The organism is Brumimicrobium aurantiacum (assembly GCF_003402975.1).
Taxonomy (GTDB): Bacteria; Bacteroidota; Bacteroidia; order Flavobacteriales_D; family Crocinitomicaceae; genus Brumimicrobium; species Brumimicrobium aurantiacum.
In genome coordinates this window covers 567,320-586,731 of sequence record NZ_QURB01000001.1, presented here as the reverse complement: position 1 = coordinate 586,731, position 19,412 = coordinate 567,320, and the positions used below count along the sequence as shown (strand labels likewise).

Here is a 19,412-nt window from a genome sequence, read left to right as displayed (position 1 = left end):
ATTATCAATGTTGAAACATTTGTAAAAGAACGAAATCAATATAATTTAACCAGAACGTAAAAAGATTACGTTCTACACACCTAAATTTGCTAAAAATAAACGATATGGCAGACACGAAAAAAGCAAGCGCAAAAGCGAAAGTAAACGAAGATAAGTTGAAGGCACTTCAGCTTACAATGGACAAAATGGACAAAACTTATGGAAAAGGATCCGTAATGAAATTAGGAGATGGAGCAGTGGAAGACGTAGAGGTCATTTCATCTGGATCTGTAACCTTAGACATTGCATTAGGGGTAGGCGGTTTTCCAAAAGGTAGAATTGTTGAAATATACGGACCAGAATCATCTGGTAAAACGACTTTAGCAATTCATGCAATTGCAGAGGCACAAAAGAAAGGTGGAATTGCAGCATTTGTAGATGCAGAGCACGCATTTGACCAGTTCTACGCAAAAAAACTAGGCGTTGATACAGATAACTTAATTATTTCTCAACCTGACAATGGTGAGCAAGCATTGGAGATTGCAGACAACTTGATTCGTTCAGGTGCAATTGATTTACTTGTTGTGGATTCTGTTGCGGCATTAACGCCAAAAGCGGAAATCGAAGGAGAAATGGGCGATAGTCAAATGGGACTTCAAGCACGATTAATGTCTAAAGCATTACGTAAGCTTACTGGTTCTATTAATAAAACCGGTACATGTTGTATTTTCATTAACCAATTGAGAGATAAAATTGGTGTAATGTTCGGAAACCCTGAAACGACAACTGGTGGTAATGCCTTGAAGTTTTATTCTTCTGTTCGTGTTGACATCCGTAGATCGAGTCAAATTAAAGACGGAGATGAAGTGATTGGTAACAGAACAAAAATAAAGATTGTAAAAAATAAAGTTGCTCCACCATTTAGAAAAGCAGAATTTGACATCATGTATGGTGCTGGAATTTCTAAAGTAGGTGAAATTTTAGATTTAGGAGTAGACTTAAATGTAATTAAGAAAAGTGGTTCATGGTTCTCTTACGGAGAAACACGTTTGGGCCAAGGACGAGATGCGGTTAAACAAATCATTGCGGATAACGAAGAAATGATGGTTGAACTCGAAAACAAGATTAAAGACGCTCTTGCTTCCAAAGGGGAGGAAGTGTAATTGCATATCGTTTATGTGGAAAGGTGTGGATTCGTTCACACCTTTTTTTGTTACCTTACATTTTTAAATTAGAAACTTTATGAGAAAGGAGATATACGGAGTTGTAGGTTGTGGTTGGTTAGGAACACCAGTAGCTGAGGACTGGATAAGCCAAGGAAAAATAGTTCACGGAACAACGACATCACCAGAAAAAATAGAACAACTTCAAAAGAAGGGAATTCACACGCATCTACTCACCAAAGAAAATTATACGCAACAGGAATGGCTCAATCAATGTGATGTGCTTTTGCTCAATATTCCACCTTCAAGTTTAAAAGAAAATTACGGAAATTATTTGCTTAAAATAGTGCAACAACTTAATTCTTCGGCTAAAATTATTTTCATTGGTTCAACTTCAGTATACGCCAATAAAAATCAAATTGTAACAGAAGATGATCCTTTAGATGGAACAATGCGAAACGCCGCTTTTTTAATTGAAGCCGAAAAAATACTGAGTGATTTTTCGGGTGATCGATTAACAATATTACGCATGTCCGGATTAGTGGGGGAAGACAGAAATCCTGTAAAGTATATGTCTGGAAGAACAATAAGCGGAGGTAATGAACCTGTTAATTTAATTCATCAAGAAGACTGTATTCGATTGATAAACTTTGTGTTAGAAAATTCCATCTGGGGAGAACAGTTAAATGCTGCGGCACCAAAACATCCTACAAAAAGGGATTACTACAGTTTTGCAGCGAATCAACTCAATATGGAACTTCCTTTATTTGATGAAGAAGAAAAAGAATATAAGATTATTGGAAATGATAAACTAACGAATTGTTATGGGTTCAATTTCAGGTATTTAGATCCGTATACTTTTCCTGAATTCAAGTATTGAATTGTACAGTATTTTATGTAATTTAGTAGGAATGAAACACCTACTTGCAATCATATTAATGTTTTTTAGCTTTCAAATTATGGCTTCCCATATTGTTGGAGGAGAGATTTCTTATGAGTGTTTGGGAAATGATCAATACAAGATAACAATCAAAGTTTACAGAGATTGCAATAGCAATGGAGCAGGGTTTGATATACCATTGTATTTAGGTGTTTTTGAAAAAGGAACAAATAATAGAATATCAACGGAAGCGGTTCCGTTTACAGGAAGTATCAACTTACCAGTAGAATTTAGTAATCCATGTGTTACACCACCAGATGATATTTGTGTACAAGGAGCAGAGTATACGCATGTTATCACTTTACCTCCAAATCAAAATGGTTATATCGTAACTTATGAAAGATGCTGTCGTGGTCCAGGAATCATCAATTTAATGAATCCTGATAGTGAAGGGTTAACTTTATTAGCTGAGATTCCAGGAACAGCTTCGGGAATTACTTGTAATAGTAGTCCTAGTTTTGATAATTATCCACCGCTATTATTATGTAATAATGATGATTTAATTTTTGATCATTCAGCAACTGATCCTGATGGAGACATTTTAGTGTATGAATTATGTACTCCTTACCATGGTGGTTCGAATGCTAATCCTGCACCAAATCCTCCGAATTACCCACCTCCAAACTACGTCGTTTGGGAAAATGGATTTAATGAAACAATTCCTTTTGGGGTGAATGGTCCCATTACAATTGATCCAAATACAGGATTAATGGTTGCATCTCCAGATTTAGTAGGGAAATTTGTAGTAGGAGTATGTGTAAGTGAATACAGAAATGGGAATTTAATCAGTACAACTAAAAGAGATTTCTTGTTTACTGTTTTTAATTGTGATATCTCTGCGGCGGCTGAAATCGTTCCTCAAGATGAACTACCCTCATTTAATAGTTTTTGTGATGGATTAACCATCAACTTTGAAAATAACAGTTATGGAGGAACGAATTATTTATGGGATTTTGGGGTGCCGACCGATCCTAATGCAACAAGTACTCAATTTGAACCATCGTATACTTTTCCTTCCGAAGGAACTTATCAAGTAACGCTATATATGAATCCAGGATGGCCCTGTTCAGATTCTTCAGTTCAAGACTTCAACGTTTATGAAAGTTTAAATGTGAATTTTGAACCTCCAGAGGATCAGTGTATTGATGGGAACTCATTTGACTTTGAAGGAGAAGGCGATTATGGAAATGGAGCTTCTTTTTTATGGGAGTTTGGACCAAATGCTAATCCTGAAATTGATTCTACAGAGGATGTTTCTGGTGTGACTTTCAATGCTCCTGGAGTTTATCCCATAAACTATACGGTGACTTGGAATACATGTGAGGAAAGTTTTGAAGATTCGATAACTGTTCATGTTCAACCTATAGTTGATTTTGATTTTGAGTCAGGCTTGTTTTGTGCTCCTGCTGAAGTACAATTCTTAGATGAGAGTGTAACTACTTCGCCAATGGAATATACATGGACTTTTGGTGATGGAGCTTCATCTATATTGGCCAATCCTATTCATACATACGAGCATGCAGGTGTATACGATGTGAGCCTCGAAATCATTACTTTGGATGGGTGTATAGATACACTTAAATTAGAGAAGCCAATGTACATTAAGGTTTATCCTCCGCCAATTGCAGATTTTTCTGTAACACCAGAAGTAACAAATGTTTTCGAAACTGAAGTTTTCCTTAGTGATCATAGTATTGATAGTGAAGAACATTTTTATCAACTTAATGATGAAGTAGATACTACCCAACGTAATTTGTCTTTTCAGTTTATAGAAGGTGGTTATCATTATCCATATCAAGTAGTAACTAATGAGTTTGGATGTAAAGACACTGCGATTAGAACGATTTTCGTTGAGCCGCAAACAACATTTTATGTTCCAACAGCATTTACTCCTGATAACGACGATTATAATGAGGTGTTTTTACCCATTATTTATGATGTTACTGATTATCAATTCGAAATTTACGATCGTTGGGGGTCAAAAATCTTTGAAACAACCAATACAAAAGAAGGTTGGAATGGTAGAGTAAATGGAAAAATTGCCAAAGACGGTGTATATATTTGGAGAATAAAATATAGAAATCATAGGGAGATTTTCCATGAGCATCAAGGACATTTCTCTTTACTCAAGTAATTTTAAATTACTCCTCCAAAAACAACATAGCGGCAATATAATCAGCTTGTAACTTCCCTTTTTGAGTCAATAAAATTGTATCTGTTTCTTCTTGAATTAATCCAAAGGATCTAAAAGAATTAAGCTGTTTTATAAATGCTTCTGAAGGTTTATGAAGTTCGGAGAGTTTCTTATAATTAACACCCCATTTTGTTCTCAAGCCAGTTAAAAGTAATTCGTTAAATTGATCAGTTGAGCTCAATATTTCGTCTTCGTGGTTGCTAAAACCTTCAAAAATTCCTTTTATATATTTTGGATTGTTGGCGATGTTCCAACGGCGACTTTTACCATCAAAAGAATGTGCAGAAGGTCCTATTCCTAAATAATCAACGCCATTCCAATAATTTGAATTATGACGTGAATAATTTTCTCCTTTTGCAAAATTTGAAATCTCATATTGATGATAACCGGCATTATTCATTTCCTGCAAGAGCATTTCAAATTGCTCCGATTGGTCGTCTTCACTCACCTGAGGTAAATCTCCTTTATCAACCATGTGATGTAAGGCTGTTCTTTTTTCTATGGTTAAACAGTAGGCAGAAATATGTTCAGGATCAAGTGATGTTAATTTTTGAATGTTGTTTTTCCAATCGTTTAAACTTCGATTAGGTAATCCATAAATCAAATCAACGGTGAGCTGAAACCCAAACTTTTTTGCTAACCGAACGGCACTTTCTGATTCTATTGCAGTATGTGCCCTGTTCATCCAATCCAAATCTTCTTGTAGAAAAGATTGTAAACCAATACTTAAACGGTTAACTCCAGCTGCCTTCCACATTTCTAATTGTGCTTCAGTAATATCGTCTGGATTAGCCTCTAAAGTAAATTCAAAATCTTCCTCAACGGTGTAGTTTTTACTTACTGTATCAACGATCTTTTTCAGTTCTTCTTTGGTAAGTAAAGAAGGTGTTCCTCCACCAAAATACACCGTAGAAATACTTTGATTTTGAAGATAGTCAACACGTTGTGTTAACTCCAAACAAATGGCTTGAATCATCTTTTCACGATAAGACTTAAAGCTCGTGCTAAAATGAAAATCGCAATAAGTACACTTTTGTTTACAAAATGGAATGTGGATGTAAATACCTGCCATAACGCAAAGTTACATATAATTTATGCGCTGTATTACAAAAAGAAGAGTGGTATTATTCTATTATTACTTTTCTAGTGATGCTGTTTGATGAACTCGAAATGTTTACCAAGTAAATTCCTGATGAAAGCTGAGCATTGTTAACCTTCAATTGATCTGAATTAGTATCGTGTATAGAGATTATTTGTCCTGCTATACTGCGTATTTCGATGGTTTTTTGTCCCGCGAAATTCATATCAATGGTAAAATATCCATTTGAAGGATTAGGATAAATTAATACATTTTTTTCGAGTGTTTCTTTTGCTAATGAAACGTCTTCTACACAAAAATTAAAAGAGATTTCTGAACCGAAATTGGCATTTGCTTCTAGTAATTCAGCTAAAACACTGCCGTTATCAGTTTGTGTTAGGGTCATACTTCCAGAATAATCGCATTCGTTGTAAGCAGCTCCTTCTACACCGTCACCATTATCATCTTCTAAAATAAGTTCATAACAACCTTCCAATAAACAGAAGTTTTCAGAAACTAAATTGCTTGTATTTCCATTTGAATAATCATCTCCTTCGTAAAGGATCGCATTGTTTTCATCAATCAATTTCCAAGAAACTTCTTCCCCATAACAGCCAAGGTAAAAATCAAAATCTAAAGAAACAGCCGAAGGATTAGCATCATAACTTTCAATGATTTGATTGTCTGAAGGGTCTTGATCTGTTGTTCCATTCGGGTCAAGCAATTGTATTTCAATATTGTTCTGACCATCCACTTGAGTCATGGAAGGCAATTGAACAACACTTGAAGAATAAGTACTTAAACTACCTGTCCAATTCATGGTTTGAACTGTTCCGTTATAGGAGTACATGATGTTTAATGAAGTCAAAGTATTTGCACCAAGATTTAAAATTTTAAGTTCTGGTGTATATGAATCAGCGCAAAGATTATCGTTATACCCTTTCAAACTAATGATAGAAACATTGTCGTTGAGTGGAGTATTGTAAGGATCAAAACCAATGATTTCACCAACACCACTATTATTTGGATCCAACCAATGTTTTAACTGATTGCTGCTTGTACTTCCAGTTGGTTCCCAAGAATTGTGTATTCGTCCAAAATAATCTTCATCTAGTGAAGTAGGATCACAACTTGCATTTCCGCCCCATAACTGTCCAATTATTTTCCCTTCTTGATTGAATAATGACGCGCCTGAAGAAGCACTTTGCGTTGTTGTATTTCTATCCCAAATTACTTTCCATGAACTGTTGGCTTCAGTAGAATTCATCGCTTGTACAGCTACTGAAGGATCGTCATCAAATGAAATTTTCTTAATGTCTCCCAAGGGATGATGAATGCTAAACGACATTAGAGGCGGAATATCTTCATTATTCCATCCTGCGAAATAAGGAGAATGACTTTGAGGAACTGTTCCATTTGAAAGACCTCCTGTAATTTCGACGAGTAAAAAATCAGATTCAGATCGATTGGCACGCAAAACGGAACCCGATAAAGATTCAAACGATGGGGAAGAAGTTGGGTTGTTACAGTCATCAGACTGCCAATTGAATCTAAAAACCCAACTCGCTTGATTGTTGTCATTACAGTGGTTAGCTGTTAAAACATAAGGTGTTCCATCAAATTCTGTGTTGTTGATTAATGCTCCAGAACAAGAAAGGTTTCCACTTGTGATGATCATTAATGCGCTATTTCGTTGGTTTACAAAAGGAGCTCCATCAGGACAATTTACATTCATATTACAACTTCCTGAAGAACCGAAAGAACGCGTACGAAATTCTTGTGCTGTTCGGTAACCATGAGTTATTTTGGCGATTTCTAGATTTCCAATATTGTTGCTATTTGATTGAGGGACGAAATACTCCAAAATAACAGTACTTCCTGGCACCAATTCTGTACCCAATTGACCTTGGTAAATATGCTTTGAAGTGAATTTACCTAAAATAAAGTCTTTGGATGGATTATAAATATACAGTTCATTGCCTTCTGGTATTCTTGAATTGATAAACGACAAATTGATGGTTTGAGCTTCTTCCGATGTGATTTTAATAAAGCCCAGTTGATCTCCATTTTCTTGGGTAAACCAAGCTGCAGAGTTCTCAACATTTATACTGACTTCATGATTGTACCCAAATCGCCATGGTCCTTTAAAAAGGGAATCGTTGATTTCGTCCTCGGCTCTCAATTCATCTATATTAGGTTGGTCAAATTCATAGCTTGGAATTTCAGCTCCAGACTTTAAAAATTGGATATAACCATGTGGTTCACCACCATCACCTTGTTGAGCAAATAATGGAAGAACAATGATAAAAAGAAGGGCAAATAAACTAAATTTCATATTTCGAAGAATTCCTGATTATTGTTGAACATCAATATACAAAGTAAATACATTTCACTGAGAATAAGGGGCACTTTGAATAAACTAAACAAACACCTTAATAAATAACGAGTGATAGGTTCATGAGGTTGGTTTTCTTCATCCAATGAATAATTCTGTATTTTTACGCTTTAATTATTAAAATCCATTAAAATGAAGTATTTCCTTAGTCTGTTTATTTTTCTTTTGATCTCCTTTTCAAATATTTATGCTCAAGTTGAAGTGCCCAAAGGGAAATATCCATTTTATAAAATGGTAGAGTGGCCTCACCATGGTACACTTTTATTATCAAAAGATTTATCAGGAGCTAAAAATGATATCGAAGTTAATTTACTGAATCATGATGGAGAAGCAATATGGGATAAGATTATTTATCCAAGTGTAGATGATGCTAAATTGATTGTTTCAGATGAAACAGATTATGTTTATTTAATTGAAAACTTTAGTCCAAAGAAAAACTTCATTCATTACCACCAAATCAACCAAAGTGGGAATATTGTATCTACAAAGTTTGATGTTTTGAAGGTGATACGTACTTATGGCTACACAATTCCAAGTGAAATGGAATTAACAGAGGTGGTCAATACGCCAGAATCAATTGTTTTCTATTTCCAATTGCCAATCAAAAGTGAAGACATTATCGAAAATATATTCGTTTCAATTACGCATCATAACAACAGAGTTTATCATTATAAAGCGCCTGCAACAGAGATGAAGATGAAAAAGAAAGAAATGGTTGATCCAATTTTATACGCAGGTTCAAATCTTTCGTCTATTTACTTCAGTTATTATTCTACAGATGGCAATAGTCAATCCGCAAACTTTATTGGTTTTACCCCAAAAGGAGATGAATTGATAGCATCTTCATTTAAAATGAATAATGTTCAACCTATATTTTCCGAATTTAACACTTTGAACCTTGATGGAAGTACTTATGTTGAGGATGAAGATCGATATACAGCGAGAGGAAAAGGCGTTTTTAATCATGGAAAATTTTACTTTATGGTAAATGATGCCAAAACAAGTTGTTTGAAGATTTATGGTGAAAATGAAAAAGGAAAAATTGATGTTTTAAATTCATGTAGTGGAAATCCAAATGAAGACAGAAATCCGGATGCTTCGGTTTTTTATTTCGAATTAGATGGTGATTTATTTGTAACGAATAAAATTGATGATAATTCAGGTGCTTATCAAATCAAGGAAAGTAAGGTGATTACACGTGATTTTTCAATTAATTCATTGGATAATGTTCAATTTAATCCAAGTTCTTTCAAAACAAATAATAAAACTTCTAATTTTGTGCACCTTATTAATGGAGTTCCAGTTTCAACATCAACGGAAAATATTAGTAAGCAAGAAAAAATCATTTTTAAGTAGAAGGTATGAAGGTTATTGGAATTTGTGGAGGAAGTGGATCAGGAAAAACGACATTGTTAAACCGATTAGCTGAAACATACAGTGATTATAGCCCGTCAGTTTTCTCGATGGACAACTATTATAAACCAATTGAGGAACAGTCTGTTGATACGAACGGAAAAGTGAATTTCGACTTACCAACAGCACTTGATAAAGAAAGATTGGTTCAAGACTTGAAGGACTTAACCAGTGGAAAAAGCATCGAGGTTTTTGAGTATCAATTCAACGCAGGAAACAATAGAAATGTCTTAATTACTATTGAGCCTTCACCTTTACTCATTGTCGAAGGACTTTTTGTATTCGAATATGAAGAGGTGAGAGAATTGTTAGATTTTAGCATTTTTGTTGATGTTGATCCTGCAATCCAGTTAGATAGAAGAATTTACCGTGACCAAGAGTCGAGAGGGTATTCTCGTTCAGAAATTATGTATCAATGGGATAACCATGTGATTCCTTGCTATAATTCTTTCTTAGCACCACACGAAACAAAATCTGATTTCATTTATCATAACGACAGTCGTTCAGAAAATGATTTTTTACGTTTAACAGGTGTTTTAGACCCTGTACTTCCTAAACTAAAGTAATTATTGCTTTAAAATAGTTAGTTTTGTTTGTAATGAAATCTATTTCAAACAAAACGAGGTGGCTTATTCTGGCCTTAATTAGTATCATTTTATCGTGGTCTACTTATTCTGTATTCTACAATACGGCAATTGAAAGTGAAGAAATTAGATTTCAAGAAGATTTTTCTGCACTCGAAAAAAGTCAGACGAACTATAAAAAATCTCTAGAAAACGTTGTTCGAAGGAATACCTTATCCTATATCTGGTCTATTGAAGAATTCCAAGAAAGTGATTATGTAATTCAAATTATTCGTAATGATTCTCTGGTTTATTGGAATTCAAATCAAATTAACTTTGAGCATAAACTAAAAGAAAATGATGCACATTATGTTGATGCTTTCTCAAATGGACATTATTTAATTGACCAGTTCAATGTGCATGATTTAACGGTTGTTTTAGGAAGTAAAATCAAAAATGATTTCTTTTTCGAGAACAGTGCCTTGAAGAATAAATTGACAGCTGCATTTAGCACAACTAATGATGTAACAATTCATTCTAAGGCAAATGAGAATAGTGTAGCCATTAAATCTTTGAATGGTGAGGAACTCTTTTATCTTACTGTACATCAAGAAAAATCATTGAGTACCTCAAAACAATTTTTGATTTTCTGTTTTTATGCTTTTGGTTTCCTTTGTTTTTTCATTGCGGTAACAAAAAGCATGATTCCATTGGCTAAAAAGTATAAATGGCTTATTGTTGTTTATCCTGTTTCAATTGTGGTGTTGCGCTACTTTTCAATCAAAAATGCTTGGATAAAACTATTTAGTGAATTTGAATTATACGACCCAATTTTATATGCCAATAGCAGCTTGATTCCCAATTTAGGAAGTTTAATTCTCACCATGATTTTTGCGGCGATTATTGTTTGGTGGGTGCTTTATTTCCTTGATACTTTAAAAGAAGATAATAGGCGAGGGGCTGCAGTTTTAGTAATTGCCTATTTATTCGTGTTAAGTTTTTCTGGTTTTATCAGTTATATTTTTGAATCTCTCATCATCAATAGTTCCATTTCAATGAAAATTGATGAGGTCTTTACGCTTTCACTTTATTCTGTCATTGCTTTAGTAATTATTTCATTCCTATTTCTGGCCTACTATTTATTGATTCGTTTGGTGAGTTTGAAGTTAATATCCTCAACAATTCCATTAAATATCCTTGCGATTTTGTGGTTCATCAGTGGTAGTGTCTTTATCTTTATTGAAATTGCTTTTGTACAGAAAAATATCTTCAATGCACTTTGGCCTGTACTTTTGAATGCCTTATTCTTTTACTTGGCAACCAAAAATCAACGCTTAAACACCTTCAAATATCATATCGCTATTGTAATTGTTGTAGGGTTTTATGGTGCGATTATTTTATTTGAAAACAATGAATCCAATGAACATCAAAAGCGCGAATTATACGCCAATCAGTTGATTTCAGATCAAGATCCTAACATGGAGATGGAATATGCTTCAACAATGGATCAGTTGATAGAGAACGATGAATTTTATCAATTGCTTAGAGATGCAGAATTATTCAATGCTCCCAATTTATCTTCATCTATTGAAAGCTGTTGTTTTGGAGACTTTTGGGAAAGGTATGAAATGAGTTTCTTCTTTTTCCAACCAGATGGAACTCCTTTGGTCGATTATATTTCAAATCAATCTAAGACGATTCAAGAGATTAAACACCTCATTCAGTTTCACTCTACTGCATCTTCTATCACGGATGATTTGTACTTTATCACTGATTATTATGATCAGTTAAGTTATATAGGGCATCGTGAAATCACGAACGTAGATGGCGCTAAACTGGACTTCTATGTTCTTTTCAAATCAAAAAAAATTCCCGAACAAATTGGTTTCCCTCGTATTTTGATGAATGAAAAAACCTATGCCTTACAAGATTTAGAAGATTATTCAATTGCTAGATACTCTAAAGGCGAATTAGTGATGAGGTTTGGAAGTTATAACTTCCCAACAACCATTGAATATTTTACTGGTAAAATGAATGTCAAAACAGGTTTCTTAACTACTGGAGGCATGAGTCATTTAGTTTATCAGCAAAATGGTGGTCAAGCAGTGGTTATTTCGAAACCAGAAAAACGACTCATTGAAAAATTAAGTACCTTTTCTTATTTGGTGCTATTTTTCGGTGTTTTCGCCCTTATTGTATTATTATTTTTCAACTGGAGATCTATATTTCCTCTTACTTCGCTTCAGCTGTCTCTAAAAGTGCAAGTTGTGTTGATTGGTATGGTTGTAGGATCTTTTATTGTTTTTGCTTTTGTGGCTATTCAAAATGTGTCACAGCAGTACAGTATTTACACCAATGATAATTTAAAAGAGAAATTATATTCTGTTGAAATTGAAATTGATCAAAAGATTGGAGATAAAGATAAACTTGATCCTGAGGTTAATGGGGATTATCTGAATTACATTTTACGTAAATTCTCTAATGTTTTTATTACTGACATTAACTTTTACACATTGGATGGTAATCTATTTGCAACTTCTCAACCAAAGATTTACAATAAGGGATTGAGTGCAAAGCAAATGAATAGTCAAGCCTTTTATGCAATGAATTTTAATCAGCGCAGCGAATTTATTCATAAAGAGGACATTGGTGAACTGTCTTTTCTATCCGCTTATTTGCCTTACGAAAATCATGAAGGGAAATTATTAGGATATATCAATTTACAACATTTCTCTAAGCAAAACGCTTTTGAAAATCAGATGAATGATTTTATTGTGGCGGTAATCAACATTGCGGTTCTTCTCTTAGTGTTTACTGTAGTGGTCGCTATTTTTATTTCAGGATGGATAACAGCTCCATTAAGACTGATACAGCAAAGTTTCCGTAAAGTAGAGCTTGGAAAAGAAAATACACCGATAGAATACGAAGGAGATGATGAAATTGGTGCCTTAGTTAAAGATTACAATAATAAATTGGTTGAGTTAGAACTAAAGGCGATGCAATTGGCACAAAGCGAAAGGGAAACTGCATGGCGTGAAATGGCCAAACAAGTGGCGCATGAAATTAAAAATCCATTGACGCCAATGAAGTTAAGTGTTCAGCATTTCCAACGTTCATTTGACGTAAATGATCCCAATGCCAAAGAAAAAATGCAACGTATTGCCAATTCTTTGATTGAGCAAATCAATACTTTAACCAAAATAGCCAATGAGTTTTCAAATTTTGCGAAAATGCCAAAGGCCAATGAGGAAGAACTAAACTTGGTTCCAATCTTACACAATATTGTTGATTTGTATTCTTCGCAAGATGTGAGAATAACTTTGGATTTAGATGAAGCCTCAGAATGGATTGTATTTGCCGATCGTAACTTGCTGCTACGTGTATTCAATAATCTTGTTAAAAACGCAATACAAGCCACTCCAGATGGAGAAATTACAGCTGTTTTGATTGCTTGTCGAGAAGACGGATCAGATTATGAAATTTCGGTACATGATCAAGGAACAGGAATTCCGATAGAAATTCAAAAGAAAATGTTCTCACCGAATTTTACAACAAAAACAACAGGATCTGGATTAGGATTGGCAATGGTAAAACAAATTATAATGAACCATAACGGAGAGGTTTGGTTTACATCTAGGCTAGGGGAAGGAACAACATTCTTTATCCGTTTACCGAAGTATAATGGGTAAAGATTAGGGCGTATTGTAGGGGCGTATTGTAGGGGCGTATTGCAATACGCCCCTACAATACGCCCCTGTAATTATATATTTTTAGTGTTTAACAGCAGTTTTTGCTTTGATCAATTCACGGTTCATACGTGCGATATTTTCCAAAGAAATTCCTTTTGGACATTCGGCCTCACATGCTCCAGTGTTTGAACAGTTACCAAATCCTTCAGCATCCATTTGTGCAACCATGTCTTGAACACGTTGTTTCGCTTCAACTTTACCTTGTGGAAGTAAAGCATACTGTGAAACTTTTGCAGAAACGAATAACATTGCAGAACTGTTTTTACAAGCAGCAACACAAGCTCCACAACCAATACATGTTGCAGCGTCAAATGCCATATCTGCATCTTCCTTAGGAACAGGAATTGAGTTGGCATCTTGAGTGTTACCTGAAGTATTAACAGAAACATAAGCACCTGATTGTTGAATACGGTCAAATGCACCTCTATCCACAACTAAATCCTTAATGATTGGAAATGCTTTAGCTCTAAATGGCTCAATGTAAATTGTGTCTCCATCGTTGAACTTACGCATGTGTAACTGACAAGTTGTAATTCCTTTATCTGGACCATGAGGCTCTCCGTTAATATGTAATGAACACATACCACAAATACCTTCTCTACAATCGTGATCAAATGCTACAGGTTCTTCATCCTTTGAAATAAGGTCTTCATTTAAAACGTCAAGCATTTCAAGGAAAGACATATCTGGTGAGACATCACTGATTTGATACTCCACCATCTTTCCTTTATCGTTGGCGTTTTTCTGTCTCCATATTTTTAATGTCAAATTCATATCTCTAATTTTTTATGATTTGAAAGTTGTTGTTCACAAACTCTCAATTTACATTTATTTGTAGCTTCTAGTTTTAAGTTCAATATTCTCATAAACTAGGTCCTCTTTGTGTAGAATTGCTTCTCCTGGATTTCCAGTGTATTCCCACATGGCTACATATTTGAAGTTCTCATCGTCACGTTTTGCTTCTCCTTCGTCTGATTGTGATTCTTCACGGAAGTGACCTCCACAAGACTCATCTCTGTGTAAAGCATCAGTTGCAAATAATTCACCTAACTCTAGATAATCAGCAACTCTTCCTGCTTTTGCTAATTCTTCGTTATATTCATTTTTACCTCCTGGAACCTTAACCTCTTTCCAAAACTCTTCACGTAATGCTTTAATTTCAGAAATTGCAGAGATTAATCCTTCTTTATTTCTTGCCATACCACATTTCTCCCACATGATGTGTCCTAATCTTCTGTGGAAATGGTCAACAGATTTTGTTCCTTTATTATTGATTAAGTGATCAAGTCTTTCATTTACACTCTTCTCAGCTTCATCAAATGCTGGATGATCTGTTGAAATTGCTCCGGTTCTAATATCGTTTGATAAATAATCTCCAATTGTGTATGGTAAAACAAAATAACCATCAGCCAATCCTTGCATCAATGCAGAAGCTCCTAATCTATTCGCTCCGTGATCAGAGAAGTTCGCCTCTCCAATTGCATACAATCCAGGAATTGTTGTCATTAAGTTGTAATCTACCCAAATTCCACCCATTGTATAGTGTACAGCTGGATAAATCATCATTGGAGTTTCGTATGGATTCTCATCAACGATCTTTTCATACATTTGGAAAAGGTTACCGTATTTATTGGCAACAACCTCCTTACCTAATTTTGTAATTAGCGCTTTATCGTTTTCGTTTAATCCTTTAACGTGTGCTGCTTCTTTTCCGTATCGCTCAATTGCTGATGCGAAATCTAAATAAACAGCCTGACCTGTTTGGTTTACACCATATCCGGCATCACAACGTTCTTTTGCAGCTCTCGATGCCACATCACGTGGAACCAGGTTACCAAACGCAGGATAACGACGCTCTAAATAATAATCTCTATTTTCTTCAGCAATTTGAGTTGGCTTTAATTTACCAGCTCTGATTGCTTTAACATCTTCTATGTTTTTAGGAACCCAAATACGACCATCATTTCTCAATGACTCAGACATTAATGTCAATTTCGCTTGAATTTCTCCAGCTACTGGAATACATGTTGGGTGAATTTGTGTAAAACATGGATTTGCGAAATACGCTCCTTTTTTGTGGATTTTCCATGCTGCTGAAACGTTACTTCCCATTGCATTTGTTGACAAGAAGAATACGTTTCCATATCCACCCGAACCTACAACTACTGCGTGAGCACTGTGACGTTCGATTTTACCAGTTACTAAGTCTTTCGCAATAATTCCACGTGCTTTTCCATCAATCAATACTATATCCATCATTTCGTGACGGTTGTACATTTTGATTTTACCACGACCGATTTGACGGTTCATCGCCGAGTAAGCTCCCAATAAAAGTTGCTGACCTGTTTGACCTTTTGCGTAGAAAGTACGAGATACCAATACACCACCAAATGAACGGTTGTCTAATAATCCTCCATATTCACGTGCGAATGGTACACCTTGTGCAACACACTGGTCAATAATATTTGCCGAAACTTCAGCCAAACGGTAAACGTTGGCTTCTCTTGAACGGTAATCACCTCCTTTTACAGTATCGTAAAATAAACGGTAGATAGAATCACCATCACCTTGATAATTTTTTGCTGCGTTGATTCCCCCTTGAGCCGCAATCGAGTGCGCACGTCTTGGTGAATCTTGAAAAGCAAATGCTTTAACGTTATATCCTAATTCTGCTAAAGTCGCTGCTGCAGATCCTCCTGCAAGTCCAGTTCCTACAACAATTACGTCAATTAAACGCTTGTTGGCAGGGTTAACTAAATTAATATTGTTCTTGTGGTTAGTCCATTTATCCTTTAACGCACCACTTGGTATTTTTGCATCTATTTTTGTCATAACCTACGAGTTTAATGTCGTTACATAAAGTACAATTGCGATAATGATAAATCCTAATGGAACTGCAATTGAATAAATAACTCCGAATTTTTTTAATCCATCAATATATTTGTTGTTCTGTCCCATTGATTGAAAAGCAGAACCAAATCCGTGTAACAGGTGTAGTGCTAACAATACAAAAGCAACGATGTAAGCAACTACTCTAATAGGACTAGCGAATTTTGCCAATAATTCTGGGTAGTATCTATACTCTCCATGGTGCATTCCTGACATATCTCCAACAATATATTTCGTATTAATTTCAGGAATCCAAAAATCTATGAAGTGAAGTACTAAGAAAGCCAAAATTACCAACCCAGAAAGGATCATGTTTCTTGACATCCAAGTTGAGTTGGCAGCTCCGTTAAATTTTGTGTAAGAAACTGGTCTTGCTGATCTGTTTTTTAACTCTAGCACAAAACCCATTACAAAGTGAAACACTACTGCAAAAATTAATATAGGCTGTGCTATAAATTGCACCAGAGGACTTGTTCCCATGAAGTGGGATAGCTCATTAAATGTGTCAGGACTAATAACCGCTGTTAAGTTAATAACAAGGTGTTGAAGCAGGAAAATCATAAGGAACAATGCCGATAATGCCATTGCGAGTTTCCTACCTATTGATGATTTGAATAAACCAGATTTGCTCATAATTGTAATTATATTTCTATTGTAATAAGCAAAAATAAAGGTTAGTTTGATTTATTAACTATTTTTTTATCTATTTAGAATTGATTTAGATAAGAGAATTGCAACTTGTTTAAGTTTTAAAAGGTTTAATGACTTTTAAATCAGTGGAAAAGATGCTTATGACTGAGATGGTCTGCTTGTCTTTAATATTTATTAAAAACGATCAGTTATAAACTTTTGAAATTTTAATGAGGACATAAATTTTAGGAGCAATTCTGACTAAAAACTATGGCTTTTTCTAAAGGGATGCTCAATGATTTCAAAAACTATATTTTCATGTTTTTTATGATTAAGAATTCTACTTTTAGCTTCCCATTTTGTGATTGAAATTTAAAAATCGAATCCTTCTAAATTTATCAAAGACTAATTCTTTGCAAATTTTACCTTTCTAGCAATAAAAGATATAGTATTTTTGCTTGACAAACGTACCCAGAATGAAGTATTGCTATGATCCTTTTAATCGAAGTAGATTAAAAACAGAAGAAGTTATGGTTGGTAAAGTTGGAATAGGTGGTGAAAACCCTATTCGAATTCAATCGATGACAACAAAAGACACAATGGATACTGAAGGTTCTATTGAAGAATCTATTCGTATGATTGATGTTGGTTGTGAATTGGTACGTTTAACAGCTCCTTCTAAAAAAGAAGCACATAATTTAGCAGAGATCAAAAAAGGTCTAATCGAAAGAGGTTATGACACTCCATTGGTAGCAGATATTCATTTCACGCCAAATGCAGCTGAAATTGCAGCAGGAATTGTTGAAAAAGTACGTGTCAATCCTGGAAATTACGCCGATAAAAAGAAATTCGAGGAAATAGAATATACCGACGAAAGTTATAAAGCAGAATTGGACCGTATCGAGGAAAAGTTTACACCTTTGGTTAAGCTTTGTAAGGAAAACGGAACGGCAATGCGAATTGGAACGAATCATGGTTCTTTATCAGATCGAATTTTGAGTCGTTTTGGAGATACTCCAGAAGGAATGGTTGAATCGGCGATGGAATTCATTCATATTTGTCAAAAAAATGATTTCCACGATTTTGTGATTTCAATGAAAGCGAGTAACACTTTGGTGATGGTTCAAGCTTATCGTTTTTTGGTGGCTAGAATGCTCGATGAAGGCAAAATTTATCCTTTACATCTTGGTGTAACAGAAGCAGGAGATGGTGAAGATGGTAGAATAAAATCTGCTGTTGGAATCGGAGCATTGTTGGAAGATGGGTTAGGAGATACGATTCGTGTTTCATTAACTGAAGCGCCAGAAGCAGAAATTCCTGTAGCCGAAAAATTAGCGTACAATTATAAGGAAGATGGAAAACAAGAATTTCCAACAGATCTGCAATTGCCCTATAATCCTCTAGCATATCAAAGAAGAGCTTCTATGGAAGTTCATAATATTGGAGGGAGCAATCATCCAATTGTCTTTGCTAATTTAAGTGGTAAGGACGAAATCAGTCCTGCGAACTTCTTTGGATTTGGTTATAATTATTCAAAAGTGACCGACAAATGGTCAACACAAGATTTAGCCGCTGATTTTGTTTTTATAGGAGACAAAACCGTAGATTTTGAAATTCCAGGAATGTTGGGAGTTGTAGCCAGTGCTGAAACATGGAAGGATAAATACAGTAATAAAAAGCATTTCTATCCTTTATATGAGACAATCCCAGCAGGTGGTTTCCAGCATGAATCTTTGAATTTTCTTCAATGGGATCCAAAAAACACCAAAGATTTAGATCAAATTCAATTCCTTACAGATGTTGTTTTAATTGTTGAGGCGCCATCGGAAAACTTCACGCAAGTGATGCGAAATTTCTACAGATCCTTGGTTTTACACAATATAGATTTGCCTATTATTTTAAAGCACACGACCTCAACCACAGATATGGAAGCATTCCAATTGTGGCATTCTGCAAAATTAGGAAGTGTTTTAATCGATGGATTTGGAGATGGTGTTTGGATAGAATCCACCGAAAAAGTAGCACCTCAATTGGTGAATACCACTAGTTTTGGAATCTTACAAGCCACACGAACACGTATTTCAAAAACAGAATATATTTCTTGTCCTTCATGTGGTAGAACACTGTTTGACTTACAAGAAACAACAGCAAAAATCCGTAAAAGCACTTCACATTTAAAAGGAGTAAAAATCGGAATTATGGGGTGTATTGTGAATGGTCCGGGAGAAATGGCAGATGCCGATTACGGATATGTTGGAACCCGACCAGGGAAAATTCACTTGTACAAAGAAAAAACAGTCGTGAAGAAAAACGTTCCTGAAGAAGAAGCTGTGGAAGCTTTAATTGATTTGATCAAAGAAAATGGCGACTGGATAGCACCGAAGTAAAAATTGTCTTCAATTTTTACAACGAGAGTGAA

Annotated in this window: 12 protein-coding genes; 7 read left to right on the top strand and 5 right to left on the bottom strand. The window is 35.0% G+C overall.

The features are described from left to right. Positions 1–104 precede the first annotated feature (104 nt). The 3 genes from recA to DXU93_RS02575 all read left to right on the top strand — a co-directional run bounded on the left by recA (position 105) and on the right by DXU93_RS02575 (position 4,216). Positions 105–1,142 carry a recombinase RecA gene (gene recA, locus DXU93_RS02585; RefSeq protein WP_116879678.1) on the top strand — a complete coding sequence of 346 codons (1,038 nt, stop codon included), beginning with the start codon at positions 105–107 and terminating at the stop codon, positions 1,140–1,142. 79 nt (positions 1,143–1,221) lie between these two features. Continuing rightward, the gene (locus DXU93_RS02580) at positions 1,222–2,022 is read left to right on the top strand and encodes an NAD(P)-binding domain-containing protein (protein WP_116879677.1); all 801 of its coding nucleotides are present in this window, start codon (positions 1,222–1,224) and stop codon (positions 2,020–2,022) included. A 31-nt stretch (positions 2,023–2,053) separates the two neighbouring features. Further along, a complete protein-coding gene (locus tag DXU93_RS02575) occupies positions 2,054–4,216 on the top strand; it encodes a PKD domain-containing protein (RefSeq protein ID WP_116879676.1) in 2,163 nt (720 codons plus the stop codon). Between the two features lie 7 nt (positions 4,217–4,223). On the opposite strand, the gene hemW is transcribed toward DXU93_RS02575, so the two are convergent. Both hemW and DXU93_RS02565 read right to left on the bottom strand, forming a co-directional pair. Next, on the bottom strand, positions 4,224–5,348 hold the full coding sequence (gene hemW, locus DXU93_RS02570) for a radical SAM family heme chaperone HemW (RefSeq protein WP_116879675.1): 1,125 nt from the start codon (positions 5,346–5,348) through the stop codon (positions 4,224–4,226). A 52-nt stretch (positions 5,349–5,400) separates the two neighbouring features. Next, complete coding sequence (locus DXU93_RS02565; RefSeq protein ID WP_116879674.1) at positions 5,401–7,689, bottom strand: T9SS type A sorting domain-containing protein; 2,289 nt, start codon at positions 7,687–7,689, stop codon at positions 5,401–5,403. A 192-nt stretch (positions 7,690–7,881) separates the two neighbouring features. Between DXU93_RS02565 and DXU93_RS02560 the strand changes: the two genes are divergently transcribed. The 3 genes from DXU93_RS02560 to DXU93_RS02550 are packed head-to-tail and all read left to right on the top strand — an operon-like array spanning position 7,882 to position 13,414. After that, complete coding sequence (locus tag DXU93_RS02560; protein WP_116879673.1) at positions 7,882–9,105, top strand: hypothetical protein; 1,224 nt, start codon at positions 7,882–7,884, stop codon at positions 9,103–9,105. 5 nt (positions 9,106–9,110) lie between these two features. After that, on the top strand, positions 9,111–9,728 hold the full coding sequence (locus tag DXU93_RS02555) for a uridine kinase family protein (RefSeq protein ID WP_116879672.1): 618 nt from the start codon (positions 9,111–9,113) through the stop codon (positions 9,726–9,728). 32 nt (positions 9,729–9,760) lie between these two features. Then, positions 9,761–13,414: a sensor histidine kinase gene (locus tag DXU93_RS02550; RefSeq protein ID WP_116879671.1), complete on the top strand. Its 3,654-nt coding sequence runs from the start codon at positions 9,761–9,763 to the stop codon at positions 13,412–13,414. An 81-nt stretch (positions 13,415–13,495) separates the two neighbouring features. Here DXU93_RS02550 and DXU93_RS02545 read toward each other — a convergent pair whose 3' ends face one another. From DXU93_RS02545 to DXU93_RS02535, 3 genes are read right to left on the bottom strand one after another with little or no spacing between them, the layout of a single operon-like run. After that, complete coding sequence (locus DXU93_RS02545; protein ID WP_116879670.1) at positions 13,496–14,248, bottom strand: succinate dehydrogenase/fumarate reductase iron-sulfur subunit; 753 nt, start codon at positions 14,246–14,248, stop codon at positions 13,496–13,498. Between the two features lie 54 nt (positions 14,249–14,302). Further along, entirely contained in the window at positions 14,303–16,306 is a 2,004-nt protein-coding gene (locus DXU93_RS02540; RefSeq protein WP_116879669.1) for a fumarate reductase/succinate dehydrogenase flavoprotein subunit, read from the bottom strand. 3 nt (positions 16,307–16,309) lie between these two features. Next, entirely contained in the window at positions 16,310–16,996 is a 687-nt protein-coding gene (locus DXU93_RS02535; protein ID WP_116879668.1) for a succinate dehydrogenase cytochrome b subunit, read from the bottom strand. 473 nt (positions 16,997–17,469) lie between these two features. Between DXU93_RS02535 and ispG the strand changes: the two genes are divergently transcribed. Then, positions 17,470–19,380 carry a (E)-4-hydroxy-3-methylbut-2-enyl-diphosphate synthase gene (gene ispG, locus DXU93_RS02530; RefSeq protein ID WP_116879667.1) on the top strand — a complete coding sequence of 637 codons (1,911 nt, stop codon included), beginning with the start codon at positions 17,470–17,472 and terminating at the stop codon, positions 19,378–19,380. Positions 19,381–19,412 lie beyond the last annotated feature (32 nt).